Here is a 19,355-nt window from a genome sequence, read left to right on the forward strand (position 1 = left end):
GAAAAAGGCCGCGCAGTGCATCTGCGCGGCCTTTTTGCGTGCCTGTCGTCCTGACTTTTCGTGGCGTGTTCCTTGGCGGTCCGCCTCGTGCGGAATGGGTTCGGCGTTCAGGTCGAAGCGGGTTTCTTGCCGGCGTCCTGATCCTTGCCCAGGGCAAACTTGATCGGAATCTTCACCCAGGCGACGACGGCGTTGCCCTTGGCGTCGCGCGCGGGTTTCACCGTCCACGACGACACGGCCTTGACGGCGGCATCGACCAGGGCCGGCGCGACCTTGCCCGGTTCGGGTTTGGCGCTGAGGATTCGCCCGTCCGTGCCGACCTTGGCCAGCACGATGACGGTGCCTTCCTGACGGTTCTTTTTCGCCGATTCCGGATAGATCGGCGCCGGCGGCATGTGGTTCTTGCTGAACACGACCGGCTTCGTGACGGCTTCATCCGCATGGCCGGAGGCCTGCATGGCGTGCGCGGCGAAGGCGCTGCAGGCGATCAGCAGGGTCAGCACGACGAGGCCGCCGCGGGTGCGTGCGGTGGTGTGATGGGCGCGGTTGTGGATCATGAGCAATCTCTCCTTCAGATGCGGCTCGTCGAGCCAGGCGGCCAGCGCCGGAACAGCCGGCCGTTCGATGCCCCGCAGCAGCGCGTGGGCGTAATCGCGTCGGTCCTGCGGATGAGCGCGCAGCACGCAGGCATCGCACGCCAGTTCCTGGTCGGTGCGGAAGCGGTTGCGCGCGAACCCGACCAGCGGGTGGAACCAAAGCAGGGCGCACAGCGTTTCGGCCAGCAGGTTCCACCAGGCGTCGCCACGGCGCAGGTGCGTCTGCTCGTGCAGCAGGATCAGGCGCTGTTGGCGGCGATCGAAGCGCGTCGTGAAATCGACAGGCAGCAGCATGCGACTGGGCCAGCCCGCGATCACCGCAGGGCCGAGCGGGTGCAGGCGTATCCGCGCCATGGGAGAGGTCGGCAGGACGCGTTGCCATTCCTGCCGCAAGGCGTCGGGCAGCGGATGCATGGCCCGGCGAACGCGCATGAACTGCCACAGCAGCCGAACCATGCGGAAGCTGGCGACAGTCGCCCAGGCCAGCGCCAGCCAGATCGCGGCATGCGTGGACGAGCCACTGTTCGTGACCGGTCCACTGGCGATGCGCAGCGTCGGCAGCGTCATGCTCCAGTCCGGTGTCCATGCGGCACTCGGGAGACACGGAGCAAGCCCGGTGACGATCGGCAGCAGCCAGGCTGTGTACGCGTGACGGGCGCCGAAATGGCGGCGTAGTGCGCGACGCAGCGCTAGGGTCAGCACCAGTCCGCCAGTGAAGCCCAGCAGCATCGTGATCGGCAGCGGGCTCATGCGCCGTCCTCCTCGCGATCGATGTCGTCGAGCAGTTTGCGCAGCGCGGCGATGTCGTCGTCGCTGAGCGCCTCGTGTTCGCGGAAGTGCGCGAGCATCGGCGCGACGCGGCCGCCGAAGAGGCGATCGATCAGGCTGCGGCTTTCCTGGCTGACATAGTCCTCGCGGCGTACGGCGGGTCTGTAGAGATAGCGTCGACCGTCGCGCTCGTGCGTCAGCGCACCTTTGCGCAGCAGGCGGTTGAGCAGGGTGCGGATGGTCTTGTCATGCCAGTCGGTATGGTCGGCCAGGGCGGCCACGACATCGTCCGCGCTGAGCGGCGACTGCGACCAAAGCACATGCATGACCCGGCTCTCGGCTTCGCTGATGGTGATCCTGGGCATTTCTATTACACATGTAATCAAGTTGCTTTCAGATTACACACGTAATCTTTTGTGTCAAGCGAGCTGTGAGAAGGCAGCAGCGTGTCGTGCGAAGGAGCGCGATGTCCGCAGGGGAGCAGTCAGGCAGCCCCGTGCGGGGCTACGGCCGAGGACCGGCCTCAGGCCAGGTCGTAGGCGATGATCTTTTCCGGTTCCTGCAGGAAGTTGCCCTGCACGAAGTCGACGCCGCAGGCGAATAGCAGCGGGGTGCTGGCCGCATCCTCGACCCACTCGGCCACGGTCAGCTTGCCGGCTTTTTGCGCCTTCAGGCAGATGTCGGCGATCTTGTCGCGGTTCTCCGGGTTCTGCGTCAGCTTGTTCATGTAGCTGCGGTCGATCTTCAGGTAGTCGGCGTCGACATGCTGCAGCACCTGGAAGGAGTTGAGGCCGGAGCCGAACTGTTCCAGTGCGAACTTGGCGCCGGTTTCCTTGAGGGCGTTGACGAAATCCTGCGCCGGCTTCAGCGTGGTCAGCACCTTGCTCTCTGGCATCTCCACCACCAGTGAACCGGGGCGCAGACCGGCGTCGGCGATGCGCTTGCTCAACCAGGGCATCAGCGTGGCATCCTGCAACGACTGCGGCGTCAGCTTCACGAAGTAGGTGGCGATACGCTTCTCGCGCGCGCTCTCGGTCAGCATTTCGATGACCTGGCCCAGCACCCAGCGGTCGATCTTCGGCATCAGTCCGGCGCGTTCGGCCACCGGCAGGAAGTAGCGTGGCAGGACCTCGCCATTGGGACCGTTCATGCGCAGCAGGATTTCCGAGAACTCGCCCTCGGCGTCCTGCAGGCTGATGATCTGCTGCTGGTAGAGGATGAAACCGTCGTCCTCGAGTGCTTGCTCGACCAGTTCCAGCCAATGCTGTTCGCGTGCGGCTTCTTCCTTCTCGCTGGCGGCCGGATCGTAGATTTCGCTGCGGTGGCCGCCCTGGGTCTGTGCGCTGTGCAGGGCGTTGCCGGCTTGTTCGAGCAGCTCCCGCGTGTTGGCGTTCTTCTCGCCCAGCAGGGTGCCGCCGACGCTCAGATGCAGGGTGATGGAATGCTGCCCGGCTTCGATGATGCCTTCGTCGCCGACCGACAGCAGCGCGTCGACCAGCGTCTGCACCTGGCTGTCGGTGTGCTCGGTGAGCAGGATGCCGAGCGTGTGGTCACCCAGGCGTCCGGCGTGTTCGTTGTCGGAGAGCTTGGTTTCGATGCGCTCGGCGAGCGCGGCCATCAGCGCGTCGGTGTTGGCCAGGCCAATGCCTTCGATGATGGATTTCCAGTTGTCCGGCTCGATCAGCAGCAGCGCCTGATGGCCGCTGCCCTTGGCGGCATCGCTGACGGCGTCTTCGATCATCTCCAGCATGCGCGAACGGTTGTACATGCCGGTCACGCTGTCGCGCTGCAGTTGCTCGATCAGTTCGGGGCTGACGGCCTTGCGACGGAAGATGATCTGCAGGCAGGGCTCGCCCTCGAACGTGGCCTGGGCGAATTCGGCCGAAGCATCGAAGCTTTCGCCGCTGCCATTGATGGCCTTCAGTTCGACGCGCTTGGGCGGTTTCTCGCCGCGCGAAAGGCGCTTCAGCAGCGCCTTGAAGTCGTCGGCGTTCTCGCTGGCGACCATGTCGAGCAGGGTCAGGCCTTCGATGTCGTCGAAGCTCTCGTAGCCGAACATTTCCAGGTAGGCGCGGTTGGCGCGCACGTGCATGCCTTCGTGCACGTAGGCGATGGCGTCGCGGGAGGAGTCGAGCAGGGCGTCGCAACGGCGCTCGGATTCGCGCAGCGACGCTTCCAGCTGACGCACCGAGCGGCGTGTGCTCAGTGCATCGAACTCGCGCCGGATCACCATCAGCGCCTGCTCCGGTTCCGAACGCAGGGCGACGCTGCGCACTTTCGCGGCGAACAGCTTGGAGACCACTTCGTTGCTTATTTCGTCGACGATGCCGGTCAGCGCGAAGTCCTTGCCGGTGGCCTCCAGATAGCGCGCGATCTCGGTGATCTGCAGATCGCGCACGTTCGGGTTGACCATCACCAGATCCGGCACCAGCTCCTGCAGTGCGTGTTCGAGTTCAGCCTCGTTGGTGGCTTGCGCGGGGCGCACGGCGATGCCGTGGTTGCGCAGCAGGCTGATCGTCTGCTCGGCGTTCTCGACCGAGTCCTCGATGAACAGGATGCGGATGACGTTGTTCTGCTTCATGCCGGGGGGTATGGGTTCCGTGGGGAGCGGCCGCATGCCGCAGTGCATCAAGGTGCGGTTGTACTCCATTCGTACAACCATTGCCAGCGAGGTTCCCACGCTATCAGACATCCATGTCCGACGCCGTAGAAATCGCGTTACGGCCGGTCGATCGCGCGTTTGGCCGGGTCGCCTGCAACCTCGCGCACCAGGCGTGGAAGCAGGAAGCCGGGCAGGCGGTCGCGCATGTGCGTCACAAGGTCCAGCGCGCGCGCATCGTCGACCTCGAAGTGCGCGGCGCCCTGCACCCGGTCGAGCTGATGCAGGTAGTAGGGCAGCACGCCGCATGCGAACAGCCGCGAAGACAGGGCGCACAGCGCATCGCCGTCGTCGTTGACGCCGCGCAGCAGCACCGACTGGTTGAGCAGGGTGACGCCGGCGTCGCGCAGTCGCCGGCAGGCCGCCTCGACGTGGGCATCCAGCTCCTGGGCGTGGTTGGCGTGCAGGATCACGACTTTCTGCAGATCGATGCCGTCCAGCCAGCGCAGCAGCGCATCGTCGATACGCTCGGGCAACACCACGGGCAGGCGCGTGTGCAGGCGCAGCCGGCGCACGTGCGGCAGCTCGCGCAGGCGCTCGGTCAGTTCGGCCAACTTGGCGGTGGACAGCGCCAGCGGGTCGCCGCCGGACAGGATCAGCTCCTCGACGTCCGGGTGCGTTTGCAGATAGGCCAGCGCCTCGCGCCAGCCCGCGGCGGCGGCGATCTCCTCGCCGTAGGGGAAATGGCGACGGAAGCAGTAGCGGCAGTTGATGGCGCAGGCGCCACTGGCGATCAGCAGCGCACGGCCGTGGTACTTGTGCAGCACGCCGTGCGCGGCGCGTGCATCCATGTCGCCGACGGCGTCGGTCGTGTAGCCCGGCGCGGGCGCAGTCTCGGCCAGCTGCGGCAACACCTGCAGCAGCAGCGGATCGCGCGGGTCGCCGGGACGCATGCGGGCGACGAAGCCGCGCGGCACGCGCACGGCGAATCCGGCGTCGTCCGCGGGCAGGCTGTCGGCCAGGGCATGCAGGTCGAGCAGGGCCAGCAGTTCGCGTGCGTCGGTCACCGATGCGCGCCAGTGTCGACGCCAGTCCTCGGACGGCGGTTGCTGCGAAGACAGGGGGCTTGCGGTTATCATGGGCGGTCTTGGGGGCGGCGTATGGCGCGTCGCTCGAAAGGTTTCCATTGTAGCCGCGACGCGCGGCTTTTTCGTATCGGAGCAACCGCATGGCCACCTATGGTCTGAACGACGTCAAGAACGGGCTGAAGATTCTGGTCGACGGCGACCCCTACACCATCGTCGAGGCCGAATTCATCAAGCCCGGCAAGGGGCAGGCCTTCACCCGCATCCGCATCCGCAACCTCAAGAACGGTCGCGTGGTCGAGAAGACCCTGAAGGCCAACGAGACGGTCGAGGGCGCCGACGTGATCGACACCGACATGCAGTTCCTCTACTCGGACGGCGAGTTCTGGCACTTCATGGAGCCGAACACCTTCGAGCAGCACCAGGCCGACAAGACCGCCATCGGTGACACCGCCCAGTGGCTGAAGGGCGAGGAAGACTGCGTGGTCACACTGTGGAACGGCGCGCCGCTGTCGGTGACGCCGCCGAACTTCGTCGAACTGAAGATCACCGAGACCGATCCCGGCGTGCGCGGCGACACCTCCGGCGGCGGCGGCAAGCCGGCGACCCTGGAGACCGGCGCCGTGGTCCGCGTGCCGCTGTTCGTGAACCAGGAAGAGATCATCAAGGTCGATACCCGCAGCGGCGAGTACGTCAGCCGCGTGAAGTAATCCGGTTGGCCGCAGGCATGGCCTGCGGCGCCGACACGGATCCGGCGCAGGTCGGATCCGGTCGGGCACGCAGTCCCGCAGCGTTCGCGCCGGGGCATGCGCGAACGACAGACATCCGCTCCTGCCGCGCCGCGCCGACCCGGTTGCGCCGGCAAGCCGCCATCATCGTGAAGCTCCCGTCGAGGTGCCCGTGAACGAAGCCGCCGCCCAATCCGTCGACCTGCTGATCGAGGCCCGCTGGGTGGTGCCGGTGGAGCCGCACGGCGTGGTGCTCGAACACCATGCCGTGGTCGTGCGGGACGACGTCATCGTCGCCCTGCTGCCCATCGACGAGGCCCGCGCGGCCTACGCGCCGAAGCAGACCGTGAAGCTGCCGGCGCACGCTTTGATCCCCGGTCTCGTCAACGCGCACACGCACAACCCGATGACGCTGCTGCGCGGCCTGGCCGATGACCTGCCGCTGATGACCTGGCTGGAGGAACACATCTGGCCGGTCGAAGGCAAGGTGATGGGGCCGGAGTTCATCCGCGACGGCGTCGAGCTGGCCATCGCCGAGATGCTGCGCGGCGGCACCACCTGCGCCAACGAGAACTACTTCTTCCCCGATGCCATCGCCGCAACGTACAAGCGTTACGGTTTCCGTGCGGTGGTCGGTTTGCCGGTGATCGAATTTCCCAGTCCGTGGGCGAAGACGCGCGACGAATATTTCGAGCGCGCGCTGACCGTGCATGACGAACTGCGCGGCAACAAGCTGCTGACCAGCGCCTTCGTGCCGCATGCGCCGTACACGGTGTCCGACGAAAGCTTCGAGCGCATTCGCGTGCTGGCCGATCAGCTCGACATTCCGGTGCATCTGCACCTGCACGAGACGCAGAAGGAAGTCGACGATGCCAAGCGCGAGAGCGGCCTGCGTCCGTTCCAGCGGCTACAGAAGCTGGGCCTCGTCAACGATCGCCTGATCGCCGTGCACATGACCGCGGTGACCGACGCCGAGATCGCCGCCTGCGCCGAAGCCGGCGTGTCGGTGGTGCACTGCCCGGAGTCGAACCTGAAGCTGGCGTCCGGTTTCTGCCCGGCGGAGAAATTCCGCGAGGCGGGCGTGAACCTGGCCATCGGCACCGACGGCTGTGCCTCCAACAACGATCTCGACATGTTCGGCGAGATGCGTGTCGCGGCGCAGCTGGCCAAGGCGGTAGCGCACAAGGCCGATGCTTTCGACGCCGCGTTCGCGCTGCGCGCGGCCACGCTGCATGGCGCTCGCGCGATGGGTCTGGGCGAGCGGATCGGCTCCATCGAGCCGGGCAAGCAGGCCGATCTGGCTGCGGTGCGTCTGGATGCGCTGGAGTCGCGGCCGCTGTACGACGTGGCTTCGCAGCTGGTCTATGCCACCGGCCGGCATCAGGTCAGCGACGTGTGGATCGCCGGACAGCGCAAGCTGGCCGACCGTGAGTTGATCGGCATGGACGTGCCGGATCTGCTGGAGCGCGTCGAAGCCTGGCGCGGTCGCATCGCTGCCATCTGAGTCTTCGTCCGATGAAACGCTTCCTCGTCACCGTGATGCGCACGCCGTGCTTCGACGCCGGCCTGATCGACGCGCACCGCCATTTTCTCGACGACCTGCGCGAGGCCGGCCGACTGGAACTGGCGGGCGGCTTCGCGGATCAGACGGGCGGCGCCTACGTGCTGCGGGCGGACGATCTGGAACAGGCGCAAGCGCTGGCGTTCGAGGACCCGCTGCATCTGTCCCATGCGTCGACGGTCACCGTGCACGAGTGGATGACCGGCTAGAATGCACGCAACACGTTCCGGAACGCTTCCCGTCATGACCACTGCCAACGTCCGCGCCGAGGAAATCGCCCGATTCGACAAGCTGGCTTCGCGCTGGTGGGACCCGGACGGCGAGTCGCGCCCGCTGCACGACCTCAATCCGGTGCGTACGGCTTTTGTCGCCGAGCGCATGCGTCTGGCTGGCGCGCGCGTGGCCGACGTCGGTTGCGGCGGCGGTCTGCTCAGCGAGTCGCTGGCGGCGGCCGGCGCCGACGTGGTCGGCATCGATCTGGGGCAGGCCGTCATCGACGTGGCGCGTCTGCACCTGCACGAGTCGAATCTGAAGGTGGACTACCGCGTGCAGTCCTCGGCCGAACTGGCCGCGGCGGAACCGGCGTCGTTCGATGCCGTGTGCTGCATGGAGCTGATCGAGCACGTGCCCGACCCGCACGCGCTGATCGCCGATCTGGCGACGATGCTGAAGCCGGGCGGCAAGCTGTTCCTGTCCACGCTCAACCGCACGCCGGCGGCGTTCGGTGCGGCGATCCTGGGCGCCGAGTACGTGCTCAGGATGCTGCCGCGCGGCACCCATCACTACGCGCAGTTCCTGCGTCCCTCGGAGCTGGCGCGCAGCCTGCGCGCGCACGGCATGGAGCTCGACGAGGTCAGCGGTTTGAAATACAACCCTTTGAATCGAAAGGCTTCGCTCGGCACTTCCATGGCCGTGAACTACATCCTCGCGGCGCACAAGCCGGCATGAGGGCGCCGCCCGCTCCGTTGTCCGGCGTGCTGTTCGACCTTGACGGCACATTGCTCGACAGTGCGCCCGATTTGTACGAGGCGCTGCGTGAGCTGTGTCTGGAAAAGGGCTTTCCCGAGCCCGACTACGCGCCGGTGCGACAGGTCGTGTCGCGCGGTGGGCGCGCCATTCTGCGCGCCGGCATCGAAGGTCTGGATGAGGATCAGGTCGAGGCGCTGCTGCCACGTTACCTGGCCTACTACGCCGACTGCATGGGCGCGGATTCGCCGCCGTTCGACGGCGTGCCGGCGCTGCTCGAAGCGCTGGAAGGCGCGGGCGTGCCGTGGGGCATCGTCACCAACAAGGCCGGTTTTCTCGCCGAGCCGCTGCTCGAACGGATCGGCATGACGGCGCGCGCCGCGGCCATCGTGTGCGGCGACACCCTAAGCGTGCGCAAGCCCGATCCCGCGCCGGTGCGGCTGGCCTGCGAACAGGCCGGCATCGACCCGCGGCAGGCGGTGTTCGTCGGCGATGACGAGCGCGACGTGCAGGCGGGCCGGGATGCGGGGCTGTTCACCGTCGCCGCGGCCTGGGGGTATCTCGATGGCGGCGATCCGCATACCTGGGGCGCCGACGCGGTGGCCGACAGCGCGGCCGCACTGCATGCGCTGCTGGGCCTGAAGGTGCCCGCGTGAGCGAGGATGCGCTGCACAGCTATCTGCAGAAGTGGTTGCAGGCGCAGCCTGCACAGCGGCTGGCGCTGCCGTTTCTGGATGCTTCCGCGCAGGCCGGCCATCTGGCCCTGGCCGCGCTGGAGCAGGAATGGATCGACGCCGCCTACGGCATCCACGAGGCGCACGTCGCGCAGGTGAAACTTAACTGGTGGGCCGAGGAACTGGCCGGCGCGGCCGCCAGCGGCGGGCGTCACCCGTTGACGCAGATCCTGTTCGCCGCGCCGCAGATCGAGCGGATCGAGCTGGCCGACTGGCTGGCGCCGATCCAGGCGGCGATGGCGCAGCACGAATGGCCCAGCGCAAGCGATTTCGGCGAACAGCGCGCACGCGCCGAGGCGCTGCACGGCGCGTTGGCGCGGCTGGAATCCGCCTGGTGGTTCGGCGACGCGACCAAGGCGGCGCGCGCCTCCGACGTCGCGGTCGCCGATCATCTGCTGCACGACCTGATCCAGCTCGATGTCGCCGAAACGCGCGAACGGCTGCCGTTGCCGATGGCTCGCCTGGCGCGGCACGGCCTGGATCGCGCCTCGCTGCAGCACGACAGCGAGGCGCGCCGGGCCGCCGTGCGCGATCAGCTCGACGACATCGCGAAGCTGATGCAGGCGACGGATAAGGCCTCATTGCCGCTGACCCTGTTCCGCGGCCTGCAAATGCGCGAAAATAAACGCTTGCTGCGCCGTGCCCGCCGCAACGCCGACCCACTGGCGCGCCTGCGCGAAGCGCGCGTGAAGCCGGCGCCCGGCAGCGTATTTCGCGCCTGGGCTGCGGCCCGCGACTGGCGGCGACAGAGCGGCGACTGAACGCAGCGTTCGCCGCGTGCGCGCATTGCACCGGCGCAAACCGTCCCCATTTCGCGTAAGGTTCTGCACCACGGCGCTTTTTTAGCGCCGCGCTCGCTGTTTCGAGGATTCGACGACCCATGGCCAACGACGACAACACCGCACGCGCACTCTCCGACGTCGCCCACCAGGCGCAAGCCCAGGTGGCCGGCACGCTGGACTGGGTCGGCATGGACAGCATCCAGGCGCCGCTGCTGGTGACCGACGCCGACGGCCAGACGCAGCGCGTCGCGGCGCGCGTCGACGCTCACGTGAATCTGCATCGTCCGGAAGCGCGCGGCATTCACATGTCGCGCCTGTACCTGCTGGTGGAACAGGCGCTGACCGCCGAGCCGCTGGCGCCGTGCATGCTGCGCAAGCTGCTGCACGGCTTCCTCGACACCCATGCCGATCTTTCCGACCGGGCGCGTCTGCGCATTCGTTTCGAGCATCTGCTGCGCCGCAGCGCGCTGAAGAGCGATCACAGCGGCTGGCGCAGTTATCCGGTCACCGTCACCGCGATCATGCGCGACGGTCAAGTCGACGTGGAGCTGGCGGTCGACATCGTCTATTCCTCGACGTGCCCGGCTTCGGCCGCGCTGTCGCGGCAGTTGATTCAGCAGCAGTTCGCCACCGATTTCGGCGCCGACACCGCACTGGACCGCGAGGCGGTGCTGGCCTGGCTGGGCAGCGAGCAGGGCATGGTCGCGACGCCGCACGCGCAGCGCAGCACGGCGAGCCTGCGTCTGCGCATGGCGCCGGCGTTCGGTTTCGATCTGGAGTCCATCATCGATCGCGTCGAGCATGCCCTCGGCACGCCGGTGCAGACCGCGGTGAAGCGCGAGGACGAGCAGGCGTTCGCCCTGGCCAACGGCCAGAACCTGATGTTCTGCGAAGACGCCGCGCGCCGCATCCAGGCCGCGCTGGACGCCGACGAGCGCATCGCCGACTTCGCCGTGCGCGTGGCGCATCACGAGAGCCTGCACCCGCACGACGCCGTGGCGCATGCCAGCAAGGGCGTCGACGGCGGCTACCGCGGCAGCGCGTTCGACGACTGACGCGGAAACCGGGCGCTGCGTTTTCAGCGGCGTTACAATGGCGGTTTCATCGACCGTTATCCGGAGCCCGCATGGCCGCCCGTCTCAATCCGCTCGATCTGTACGATGTCCGTTCGCTGCTCTCCGACGAGGAGCGCATGGTGCAGGACAGCGTCGCCCGTTTCACCGACGAGAAGGTGTTGCCGATCATCGGTGACTGCTTCGATCAGGGCCGCTTTCCGCACGAGCTGATTCCCGAAATTGCCGGGCTGGGCCTGCTCGGCGCGACCATTCCCGAGGCGTACGGCGGCGCCGGCATGAACGGCGTCTGCTACGGCCTGATCTGCCAGGAGCTGGAGCGCGGCGATTCCGGCCTGCGCAGCTTTGCCTCGGTGCAGAGTTCGCTGTGCATGTACCCGATCTTCGCCTACGGTAGCGAAGAGCAGAAGCAGCGCTACCTGCCGAAGATGGCTGCCGGCGAGATCATCGGCTGTTTCGGCCTGACCGAGCCGCACGGCGGTTCCGATCCGGCCAACATGAAGACCGTGGCCAAGAAGGACGGCGACGACTGGGTGCTCAACGGCGCCAAGATGTGGATCACCAACGGCAATCTCGCGCACATCGCCATCGTCTGGGCGCAGACCGACGACGGCATCCGTGGCTTCATCGTGCCCACCGATACCAAGGGTTTCACCGCGCAGGAAGTGCACAAGAAGATGAGCCTGCGCGCCTCGGTGACCTCGGCGCTGTTCCTCGACGACGTGCGCGTGCCGGGCGATGCGCTGCTGCCCAGCGTCAAGGGCCTGAAGGGGCCGCTGGGCTGCCTGACGCAGGCCCGCTACGGCATCACCTGGGGCCCGATCGGCGCCGCCCAGGCGTGCCTGAAGGAAGCGCTGGACTACACCGCCGAGCGCATGCTGTTCGGTCGCTCGCTGAGCGCCAATCAGGCCATTCAGCTGAAGCTGGCCGACATGGCGCGCCGCATCACCGCCGCGCAGTTGATCTCGTTGCAGCTCGGCCGTCTGAAGGATGCTGGCGCGCTGCAGCCGACGCAGGTCTCGCTGGCCAAGTGGAACAACGTGCGCATGGCCATCGACATCGCGCGCGAGTGCCGCGATGTGCTCGGCGGCGCCGGCATCACCACCGAGCATGCGGCCATCCGCCATGCGCTGAACCTGGAATCGGTCATCACCTACGAGGGCACCGAGACCGTGCATCAGCTGGTGGTCGGCCGCGAGCTGACCGGCATCAACGCGTTTTGAGCCGCGCATGGACCGCCCGCGCATCGAAACCGAGCGTCTGATCCTGCGCCGACCGCTGCGCGAGGACTTCGACGCCTACGCCGCCAACATGGCCGACGAGGAAGCCTCGCATTTCATCGGCGGGCCGCAGACGCGTGCGGTGGCATGGCGCGGATTCCTGCAGCTCGCCGGCGCCTGGGATATCCAGGGTTTCTCCATGTTCTCGGTGATCGAGAAAGCCTCCGGCCGCTGGATCGGCCGGCTGGGTCCGTGGTTCCCCGAGGGCTGGCCGGGTCCCGAAGTCGGCTGGGGCATCGTGCGCGATGCCTGGGGCAAGGGCTATGCCAGCGAAGGCGCGACGGCGAGCATGGATTTCGCCTTCGATGTATTGGGCTGGGATCGCGTGATCCATTCCATCGCGCCCGACAACATCGCCTCGCAGGGTGTCGCGCGAAAGCTCGGTTCGCGTCGCCTGGGTACCGCAAAGCTGCCCGAACCCTATGACGACAAGACCATCGACGTATGGGGCCAGTCGCGCGACGAGTGGCGTACGCGGAGGCGCGGGGACGCATGAGTCTTCGCGACCGCGCGCCGCGCATGAACCCCGCTCGTTCGCCATTGCGCTGAGGAGTAACCATGTACACCGTCCACGGCATGCGCGCATCGGGCAACTGCTACAAGGTGCAGCTGTTGCTCGATCAGCTTGGCATCGACTACCGCTGGGTCGAGACGGACGTGGCCGGCGGACAGACTCGTACGCCGGCCTTCGCCGCGCTCAACGCCAACGGCAAGGTGCCGGTGCTGCAGCTCGACGACGGGCGCTGTCTGGCCGAATCGAACGCGATCCTTTGTTATCTCGCCGAAGGCACGCCCTACCTGAGCGCGGATCGCTGGCAACGCGCGGGCGCGCTGCAGTGGATGTTCTTCGAGCAATACAGCCACGAACCGGCCATCGCGGTGGCGCGCTTCATCGCCCGTTGGCTGCCGCTGGACCATCCCCGGCACGCCGACTTGCCGGCCTTGCGTGAGCGCGGCCACGCCGCATTGCGCGTGATGGAACGTCATCTGAGCGAACACGCCTGGTTCAGTGGCGTCAGCTATGGCGTCGCCGACATCGCGCTGTTCGCCTACACCCATTGCGCGCCCGATGGCGGCATCGAGCTGGACGCCTACGCACAACTGCGCGCCTGGCTCGACCGCGTGCGCGCGCAACCCGGATTCACTGCCATGCAGGCCTGAGCCTGCCGCGTTCTACCTGAAACGGATATCGATCCCGACATGACCACGTCTTCCCGCACCATCGCCGCGCGCCACAAGGGTTTCAATCGCGCCGAGATCGTCGATCAGAACTTCGCCGAGTTCGTGCAGCACTGGCAGGGCGAGGTCAACGCCGCGCCGGCCGACGACGCGCCGGTGCTTCCAGGTAGCGAACTGAGCGCGCACGGTTTCCGTGAGCTGTTCGAGTCGCAGCTGATCAGCCGTCATCTGGACCTGATGGCGCGCGTGTTGCGGGTGCAGAACAAGGTGTTCTACACCATCGGTTCGTCCGGTCACGAAGGCAACGCGATGATTGCGCGGCTGACGCGGCACACCGATCCGGCGTTCCTGCATTACCGCTCCGGCGCCTTCATGGCCGAGCGTTCGCGCAAGTTGCCGGGCATCGACCCGGTGCGCGACTCGGCGCTGTCGTTCGCCGCCAGCAAGGAAGACCCGGCGTCCGGCGGCCGGCACAAGGTGTGGGGCAGCAAACCGTTGTGGGTGTTGCCGCAGACCTCGACCATCGCCTCGCATCTGCCCAAGGCCTTCGGCACGGCGATGGCGATCGACCAGGCGGTGCGCCTCGGACACGCGCTGCCGATTCCCGACGATTCGATCACGATCTGCTCGTTCGGCGATGCTTCGAGCAACCACGCCACGGCGCAGACGGCCTTCAATGCCGCGGCCTGGGCCGCGTACCAGAAATTGCCGGGGCCGGTGCTGTTCGTATGCGAAGACAACGGTATCGGCATCTCGGTGAAAACGCCGGGCGGCTGGATCGCCAGCAATTTCCAGCGCCGCTCCAACCTCGATTATTTCTACGCCGACGGCCTGGACCTGGCGCACGGTTACGCCGGCGTCGCGCGCGCCGTCGAGCATTGCCGTCGCACGCGTCGGCCGACGTTCCTGCATCTCAACACCTGCCGCGTGATGGGCCATGCCGGCACCGACTTCGAGATCGAGTGGCGCTCGATCGAGGAACTGGTGGCGCTCGAAGCCACCGATCCGTTGTTGCGTTCGGCGGCCATCGCGCTGGAGTCCGGGCTGTATTCGCGGGAGCAAGTGCTGGACCTGTACGAGCGCACGCGCAAGCGCTGCTTCGAGGCGGCCGAACAAGCGGACGGATCGCCGAAGCTGGAGACCCTGGAGGACGTGGTGCGTCCGCTGGCGCCGTACACGCCGGAGGCCGTGCGTGCCGAAGCCGAGCGCGCCGATTTCGACGCGCGCCGCGTGGAGGTGCACGGCGGCGAGAACAAGCTGCCCGAGCGTCAGCCGCCGCGGCATCTGGCGATCCAGATCAACCAGGCGCTGCACGAGCTGATGGCGAAGTACGACCAGGCGCTGATCTTCGGCGAGGACGTGGCGCAGAAGGGCGGCGTGTATACCGTCACCAAGGGTCTGTACAAGGCGTTCCGCGGCGCGCGCGTGTTCAACACGCTGCTCGATGAGACCACCATCCTCGGTCTCGCGCAGGGATACGCCAATCTCGGCTTCCTGCCGATCCCCGAAATTCAGTATCTGGCGTATTTCCACAACGCCTGCGACCAGATCCGCGGCGAAGCGTCGAGCCTGCAGTTCTTCTCCAACGACCAGTACCGCAATCCGATGGTCATGCGTGTGGCCAGCCTGGGCTACCAGAAGGGTTTCGGCGGCCATTTCCACAACGACAACTCGATCACCGCGCTGCGCGACATTCCCGGTCTGGTGGTTGGCTGTCCCTCGCGCGGCGACGATGCGGTCACCATGCTGCGCACGCTGATGGCGCTGGCCAAGGTCGATGGCCGTGTCTGCGCGTTCCTCGAACCGATCGCGCTGTACATGACCAAGGACCTGTACGAACCCGGCGACGGCGCATGGCAGTACGCCTACCCCGCGCCGGGCGAAGCGATGCCGCTGGGCGAGGGCCGCGTGTACGACGCCGAGGCGGAGGATCTGGTGATCTTCACCTACGGCAACGGTGTGCCGATGGCGCTGCGCGCGGCGAAGACGATCGCGCAGGCGCAGGGCTGGAAGACGCGGGTGGTCGATCTGCGCTGGCTGGCGCCGCTCAACGAGAGCTTCATTGCCGGGCAGGCCAAGGGCGCGAAGCGCGTCATCGTGCTCGACGAGGGCCGTCGTTCCGGCGGCGTGGGCGAGGGCGTGGTCACGGCGATCGTCGAGGCCGGATACGGCGCCACGCCGTTGCGACGCGTGACCGGCGCGGACACTTTCACGCCGCTGGCGGGTGCCGCGTTCTGCGTGCTGCCGGCGGAGAAGGATGTGGTGACCGCGGCGGCAGCGCTGGCCTGAACCGCCCGGTGTGCGGATCGCAGGCATGAAAAAAGCCGGCGCGAGCCGGCTTTTTTCATGCAGCACGTTGGTGCCTACTTGCCTTTGTTGATCACGGTCGGCGCGAGGCGCTGCTTCTGCGGCACCACGATCACGCGCGGTCCGTAAGGGTAGTAGTACGGACCCCAATAGCCGGAACCCCAGAACGGCGACGGGCCCCAGAACGGGTCGTAGAACGGATCGCGATACACGGTGGTGTAGCGCGGACGCTTCGGCCACAGGTAGACGGTCTGGGCTTCCAGGCGCGGGTAGGGGTAGTCGTAGGAGCCGACCTTTTCCGAGACGATGCCGTGCAGGGTGCCGGTGAAGGTGACTTCGCGACCGCGCACGAAGATCTCTGGGTCGTAGAAGCCGCTGTGACAGGCCACGAAGCGGCCTTCGCCGGTGGCGTCCACGCGCGGGCGGGCGCTGGCGTCGAGCGGATGCGCGAGTACGTAGAAACAGGTGTGGCCGGCTTCCGGTTCGGTACGGATGATCTGTCCGCCCCAGCGCACCTGCGCGGTGTTGTTGGCGCCGCTACGTGCTGCCTGCGGGGTCACCGGTGCGTAGGTGCCCTCCAGCGGTTTGGGAATGGTGGCGCAGGCGCCGAGCGTCAGCGCACCGGCAGCGACGAGGGCGAGTTTCCAGCTGGACATGACAGTCTCCATGCGGGGCGAATAGGCGAATGCGGGGGAGGGCATTCGTCGGTGGTTAGACCGCGCGACGGGGCGTAAATTCCCGCACGCGGCGAGTGAAATGGCGGATGGCGACAGTTTCCGCTTCTGCACGCGCGTATCGCAAGTCCAGGTAGTCACGCAGCAGTCCATCCAGTCGGTCGCGTTCATGAGGCAGTTCCCGTGCGGCGCGTTGCAGATAGTCGCGCGGCCCTTCGGCGATGCCGCGTGTCACACCCGCCCGCGCCAAGCGTTGTTGCAGCAAGCGCATCGCGCGATCCAGCGGGTCCTGCAGACGCCGTTTCCACAGCGCCAGTCCCAGCCCGATCGCCAGCAACACGCTGACGCCAATGGCCAGCGCCACGCTCAACGCGCTGCTGTCGGCGTCGTTCACGCCGAACGGCTTCAGCAATCCGCGCTGGCGCAGGTTGTCGAAACCGGTAACGGCTCGGTTCCACCATCGGTTGACAATGTCCCAGCGGTTGCGGAGGTTTTGCAGCCATGCGGACTGGTACCACTCGCGCGATGCGCCGGCGGCTGAGGCGGAGCCGAGATCGACGCGTTCCGGTCGCACTGCCGCCGTGGGGTCGATACGCACCCAGCCGCGATGGGGCATCCACACTTCGCTCCAGGCGTGGGCATCGGACTGGCGGATCAGCAAATAATCGCCGATCGGACTCCAGTAGCCGCCCTGGTAGCCGGTGACCACGCGCGCCGGGATGCCCGCCGCGCGCATGAGGAAAGTGAAGGCCGAGGCATAGTGTTCGCAAAAGCCCTGGCGTGTGGCGAACAGGAAGTCGTCGACCGTGTCGCGTCCCAGGGGCGGCGGCGTCAGGGTGTAGCTGAAGCCGCCGTCGTGAAAGAGTTTGAGCGCGGCGTCGACGATGGCCTGGGGGCGGTCGCCATAGCGCTGACGCCAGGTCTCGGCCAACGCGTGCGCCCGCGGATCGAATCCCTGCGGCAGCAGCAGTGCGCGATGACGCTCGTCGGCGCCGAGCTGCGGCGCGAGCACGTGCACGGTGCTCGAGCGCATGCGGTAGCTGTACAGCGAACGGATGCGGTCCTTGTGCAAGAGGGTGCGTGCCTGGGTGAAATGCGCGTCCGGCGGCGCGTCCACGGGCGTGTCGAGGGCGAACAGCCAATGCCGTTGCGTCGGCTGCAGATTGACCTCGTAGCGGTACACGCCGCCTTGCACCTGCAGGGCTTCGGGCGGACGGCGAAGGGCTTCCGGCGTATGCGGCGAAGCATCGTGTGCTGTGGTCCAGCGGCGACCGTCGAAGCGCCACAGCACGGGGCCGCGGAAGTAGCGGTCCGCGCGCGGCGGTGGCGGGCCGTCGAAACTGACCCGGAAGGCCGGCGTGTCGTCGACCAGCAATTGAGTGAAGTCGCCCGGCGCCATGCTGCCCGAAACGCCGGTCCGCGCCGGCCCGTTGGACGGCGCGCCCCACAGCGGCGAACTGAGACGCGGGATGAACAGAAAGGCGACCAGCGCCAACGGCAGCGCCAGCGCGGCCATGCGCAGCACGGCGCCAAGCTGGCCGCGCCAGTGCAGCGGAGCGGCGGTCTGTTCCAGTGCCGCCAGGGTGGCCAGCGCGGGCACCAGGCCCAGCGCCACGAACAGCGTCGGCAGCAGCGTCTGGCTGAACAGCAGGGCGCTCATGAGGCCGAAGCAGGCGAAGGCGACGCCGACCCGCGCATCGCGAGGGCGGTCGGTTTCGAGCAGTTTCAGCACCAGCATGCCGGCGATGAGCGCGCTGCCGGGTTCCATGCCGAACAGCGTGCCGTACTGGGCGATCACGCCGGCCGGCAGCGCCAGGGTCAGCGGCAGGCGCAGCAGCCAGGACACGCGTCCGCCGCGATAGCGACGCTGCATCCAGCGCCCGGCCAGCAGCAGGCCCAGTCCCGCGCTCAGCCAGATCGGCAGATGCGAGGCGTGCACGGCGACCACTGTGGCCATGGTCAGGCACAGCAGATCGAACGCGCGGCGGTCCAGCGTGGGCTCGGCCGGCGTGCGTGCGGGGCGGGACCGCAGGCGGCGGATCATGGCAGCAGGGCCAGTGCCGACAGGCAGCGGTGATAGTGCTCGCTGCCGCTGCCTGGCCCCAGTTCGGCGTCCGGCAGGCGCAGGGTCCAGCGGTCGCCACCGGCGTGAGCCTCGATCACCCAGCGCGTCAGCCGGGCGATGCGTTGCTCGTAGCCCAGGCCGGGCAGACGGCGCCAGTCGAGCATGCGCGCGTCCTGTTCGTCGGGGCGGTCCAGTTCGCGCACCAGCAGTTCATGGTGCCGCGCGGACAGTTTCCAGGCGATCTGCTTGATCGGATCGCCGGCGCGGTAGTCGCGCAGACCGGCCAGCTCGTCGCCGTCGCGCGGGTTGCGGCGAGCATGATGCTCATCGACGCCCGCCGCCGCCGGTCCGTGGGCTTCGGGTGCGGGGTAGACCAGCAGCGCCACGTCCGGGTGCAGCCAGCTCCAGGCGCGGAACAGACCGAACGGCCAGGTGGTCGAGGCGCGTACCCGCGGCAGCTTCATCCAGCCGCGCTTCTGTGTGGACAGCGCGAGCGTCACGGTACTTGGCGTGTCGGTGAAGCTGGCGTGCACGTCATGGCCGGCGCACTCGAAACGCAGGGCGGAGCGGACGCGACGGCGGGTGTCGAAGCGCAGACGCACCTGCAGTTTTTCGCCGGCCAGGACCGGCTCGGCACGGACCGCGAGCAGGCGCAGTCCATCGAGATTGCGGAACGCGACCAGCATGCTGTTGACCGCGATGCCGCCGAGTAGGCACGTCAGCAGCAGGGCCGAGTTGTTGGCGTAGTTCAGCGCGCCGATCAGCATCACCATCAGCACCGCGCCGAAGCCGGTGCCGAACCCGGTAGGCAGGATGTAGATGCGGCGGCGGCCGAGTTCGATCGGCAGGGTTTCCGGGCGCTTGAAGCGCGTCAGGGCCGGCAGGCGGCGTTCGAAGCGCTGGCGTAGGCGATCGAGTCGGGTGGGCGCGGACACGTCGTCGCGGAGACCCGATGAGT

18 protein-coding genes are annotated in these 19,355 nt (G+C 67.5%); 11 read left to right on the plus strand and 7 right to left on the minus strand.

Annotated elements, in window-relative coordinates; genetic code table 11:
• Window positions 1-107: 107 nt before the first annotated feature.
• From LF63_RS06255 to epmB, 4 genes are all read right to left on the minus strand, one after another.
• On the minus strand, window positions 108-1,346 hold the full coding sequence (locus tag LF63_RS06255) for a M56 family metallopeptidase (protein ID WP_052394766.1): 1,239 nt from the start codon (window positions 1,344-1,346) through the stop codon (window positions 108-110).
• A complete protein-coding gene (locus LF63_RS06260) occupies window positions 1,343-1,729 on the minus strand; it encodes a BlaI/MecI/CopY family transcriptional regulator (RefSeq protein WP_043100400.1) in 387 nt (128 codons plus the stop codon). Before LF63_RS06260 ends, LF63_RS06255 begins: the two co-directional genes overlap by 4 nt.
• Window positions 1,730-1,887: 158 nt before the next feature.
• A complete protein-coding gene (locus LF63_RS06265) occupies window positions 1,888-3,945 on the minus strand; it encodes a GGDEF/EAL domain-containing response regulator (RefSeq protein WP_043100402.1) in 2,058 nt (685 codons plus the stop codon).
• Between the two features lie 137 nt (window positions 3,946-4,082).
• Entirely contained in the window at window positions 4,083-5,102 is a 1,020-nt protein-coding gene (gene epmB / locus LF63_RS06270) for an EF-P beta-lysylation protein EpmB (protein WP_043100405.1), read from the minus strand.
• 89 nt (window positions 5,103-5,191) lie between these two features.
• On the opposite strand from epmB, the gene efp reads away from it, so the two are divergent.
• The 11 genes from efp to LF63_RS06325 all read left to right on the plus strand — a co-directional run bounded on the left by efp (window position 5,192) and on the right by LF63_RS06325 (window position 15,640).
• Window positions 5,192-5,758, plus strand: a complete 567-nt coding sequence (efp, locus tag LF63_RS06275) for an elongation factor P (protein ID WP_043100407.1) — start codon at window positions 5,192-5,194, stop codon at window positions 5,756-5,758.
• Window positions 5,759-5,948: 190 nt separating this feature from the next.
• On the plus strand, window positions 5,949-7,280 hold the full coding sequence (locus tag LF63_RS06280) for a TRZ/ATZ family hydrolase (protein WP_043100408.1): 1,332 nt from the start codon (window positions 5,949-5,951) through the stop codon (window positions 7,278-7,280).
• Window positions 7,281-7,291: 11 nt separating this feature from the next.
• Window positions 7,292-7,546 (plus strand): YciI family protein, encoded by a 255-nt coding sequence (locus LF63_RS06285; RefSeq protein WP_043100410.1) that lies wholly within the window; start codon window positions 7,292-7,294, stop codon window positions 7,544-7,546.
• 34 nt (window positions 7,547-7,580) lie between these two features.
• Window positions 7,581-8,285 carry a bifunctional 2-polyprenyl-6-hydroxyphenol methylase/3-demethylubiquinol 3-O-methyltransferase UbiG gene (gene ubiG, locus LF63_RS06290; protein WP_043100411.1) on the plus strand — a complete coding sequence of 235 codons (705 nt, stop codon included), beginning with the start codon at window positions 7,581-7,583 and terminating at the stop codon, window positions 8,283-8,285.
• Window positions 8,282-8,959, plus strand: a complete 678-nt coding sequence (gene gph, locus LF63_RS06295; protein ID WP_043100412.1) for a phosphoglycolate phosphatase — start codon at window positions 8,282-8,284, stop codon at window positions 8,957-8,959. Before ubiG ends, gph begins: the two co-directional genes overlap by 4 nt.
• On the plus strand, window positions 8,956-9,798 hold the full coding sequence (locus tag LF63_RS06300) for an isoprenoid biosynthesis enzyme family protein (RefSeq protein ID WP_043100414.1): 843 nt from the start codon (window positions 8,956-8,958) through the stop codon (window positions 9,796-9,798). Before gph ends, LF63_RS06300 begins: the two co-directional genes overlap by 4 nt.
• 119 nt (window positions 9,799-9,917) lie before the next feature.
• The gene (gene folE2, locus LF63_RS06305; protein ID WP_043100416.1) at window positions 9,918-10,874 is read left to right on the plus strand and encodes a GTP cyclohydrolase FolE2; all 957 of its coding nucleotides are present in this window, start codon (window positions 9,918-9,920) and stop codon (window positions 10,872-10,874) included.
• 71 nt (window positions 10,875-10,945) lie between these two features.
• The gene (locus tag LF63_RS06310) at window positions 10,946-12,115 is read left to right on the plus strand and encodes an acyl-CoA dehydrogenase family protein (RefSeq protein WP_043100417.1); all 1,170 of its coding nucleotides are present in this window, start codon (window positions 10,946-10,948) and stop codon (window positions 12,113-12,115) included.
• Between the two features lie 7 nt (window positions 12,116-12,122).
• Window positions 12,123-12,668 carry a GNAT family N-acetyltransferase gene (locus LF63_RS06315; protein ID WP_043100419.1) on the plus strand — a complete coding sequence of 182 codons (546 nt, stop codon included), beginning with the start codon at window positions 12,123-12,125 and terminating at the stop codon, window positions 12,666-12,668.
• A 62-nt stretch (window positions 12,669-12,730) separates the two neighbouring features.
• Complete coding sequence (locus LF63_RS06320) at window positions 12,731-13,333, plus strand: glutathione S-transferase family protein (RefSeq protein WP_043100421.1); 603 nt, start codon at window positions 12,731-12,733, stop codon at window positions 13,331-13,333.
• A 39-nt stretch (window positions 13,334-13,372) separates the two neighbouring features.
• Complete coding sequence (locus tag LF63_RS06325; RefSeq protein ID WP_043100423.1) at window positions 13,373-15,640, plus strand: thiamine pyrophosphate-dependent enzyme; 2,268 nt, start codon at window positions 13,373-13,375, stop codon at window positions 15,638-15,640.
• A gap of 74 nt (window positions 15,641-15,714) precedes the next feature.
• On the opposite strand, the gene LF63_RS06330 is transcribed toward LF63_RS06325, so the two are convergent.
• From LF63_RS06330 to LF63_RS06340, 3 genes are read right to left on the minus strand one after another with little or no spacing between them, the layout of a single operon-like run.
• Window positions 15,715-16,314: a Slp family lipoprotein gene (locus LF63_RS06330; RefSeq protein ID WP_052394768.1), complete on the minus strand. Its 600-nt coding sequence runs from the start codon at window positions 16,312-16,314 to the stop codon at window positions 15,715-15,717.
• Window positions 16,315-16,369: 55 nt separating this feature from the next.
• The gene (locus LF63_RS06335) at window positions 16,370-18,376 is read right to left on the minus strand and encodes a transglutaminase TgpA family protein (protein ID WP_043100425.1); all 2,007 of its coding nucleotides are present in this window, start codon (window positions 18,374-18,376) and stop codon (window positions 16,370-16,372) included.
• Window positions 18,373-19,332, minus strand: a complete 960-nt coding sequence (locus LF63_RS06340; RefSeq protein WP_043103309.1) for a DUF58 domain-containing protein — start codon at window positions 19,330-19,332, stop codon at window positions 18,373-18,375. Before LF63_RS06340 ends, LF63_RS06335 begins: the two co-directional genes overlap by 4 nt.
• Window positions 19,333-19,355: the final 23 nt, after the last annotated feature.

It is taken from the genome of Oleiagrimonas soli (assembly GCF_000761445.1).
Lineage (GTDB): Bacteria > Pseudomonadota > Gammaproteobacteria > Xanthomonadales > Rhodanobacteraceae > Oleiagrimonas > Oleiagrimonas soli.

What these genes read in the sequence shown, in the direction of transcription:
- LF63_RS06335 (WP_043100425.1), bottom strand. Translation starts at nt 18,376, where the DNA reads ATGATCCGCCGCCTGCGGTCCCGCCCCGCACGCACGCCGGCCGAGCCC.
- efp (WP_043100407.1), top strand. Translation starts at nt 5,192, where the DNA reads ATGGCCACCTATGGTCTGAACGACGTCAAGAACGGGCTGAAGATTCTG.
- folE2 (WP_043100416.1), top strand. Translation starts at nt 9,918, where the DNA reads ATGGCCAACGACGACAACACCGCACGCGCACTCTCCGACGTCGCCCAC.
- LF63_RS06260 (WP_043100400.1), bottom strand. Translation starts at nt 1,729, where the DNA reads ATGCCCAGGATCACCATCAGCGAAGCCGAGAGCCGGGTCATGCATGTG.
- gph (WP_043100412.1), top strand. Translation starts at nt 8,282, where the DNA reads ATGAGGGCGCCGCCCGCTCCGTTGTCCGGCGTGCTGTTCGACCTTGAC.
- LF63_RS06320 (WP_043100421.1), top strand. Translation starts at nt 12,731, where the DNA reads ATGTACACCGTCCACGGCATGCGCGCATCGGGCAACTGCTACAAGGTG.
- LF63_RS06310 (WP_043100417.1), top strand. Translation starts at nt 10,946, where the DNA reads ATGGCCGCCCGTCTCAATCCGCTCGATCTGTACGATGTCCGTTCGCTG.
- epmB (WP_043100405.1), bottom strand. Translation starts at nt 5,102, where the DNA reads ATGATAACCGCAAGCCCCCTGTCTTCGCAGCAACCGCCGTCCGAGGAC.
- LF63_RS06255 (WP_052394766.1), bottom strand. Translation starts at nt 1,346, where the DNA reads ATGAGCCCGCTGCCGATCACGATGCTGCTGGGCTTCACTGGCGGACTG.
- LF63_RS06330 (WP_052394768.1), bottom strand. Translation starts at nt 16,314, where the DNA reads ATGTCCAGCTGGAAACTCGCCCTCGTCGCTGCCGGTGCGCTGACGCTC.
- ubiG (WP_043100411.1), top strand. Translation starts at nt 7,581, where the DNA reads ATGACCACTGCCAACGTCCGCGCCGAGGAAATCGCCCGATTCGACAAG.
- LF63_RS06325 (WP_043100423.1), top strand. Translation starts at nt 13,373, where the DNA reads ATGACCACGTCTTCCCGCACCATCGCCGCGCGCCACAAGGGTTTCAAT.
- LF63_RS06315 (WP_043100419.1), top strand. Translation starts at nt 12,123, where the DNA reads ATGGACCGCCCGCGCATCGAAACCGAGCGTCTGATCCTGCGCCGACCG.
- LF63_RS06265 (WP_043100402.1), bottom strand. Translation starts at nt 3,945, where the DNA reads ATGAAGCAGAACAACGTCATCCGCATCCTGTTCATCGAGGACTCGGTC.
- LF63_RS06285 (WP_043100410.1), top strand. Translation starts at nt 7,292, where the DNA reads ATGAAACGCTTCCTCGTCACCGTGATGCGCACGCCGTGCTTCGACGCC.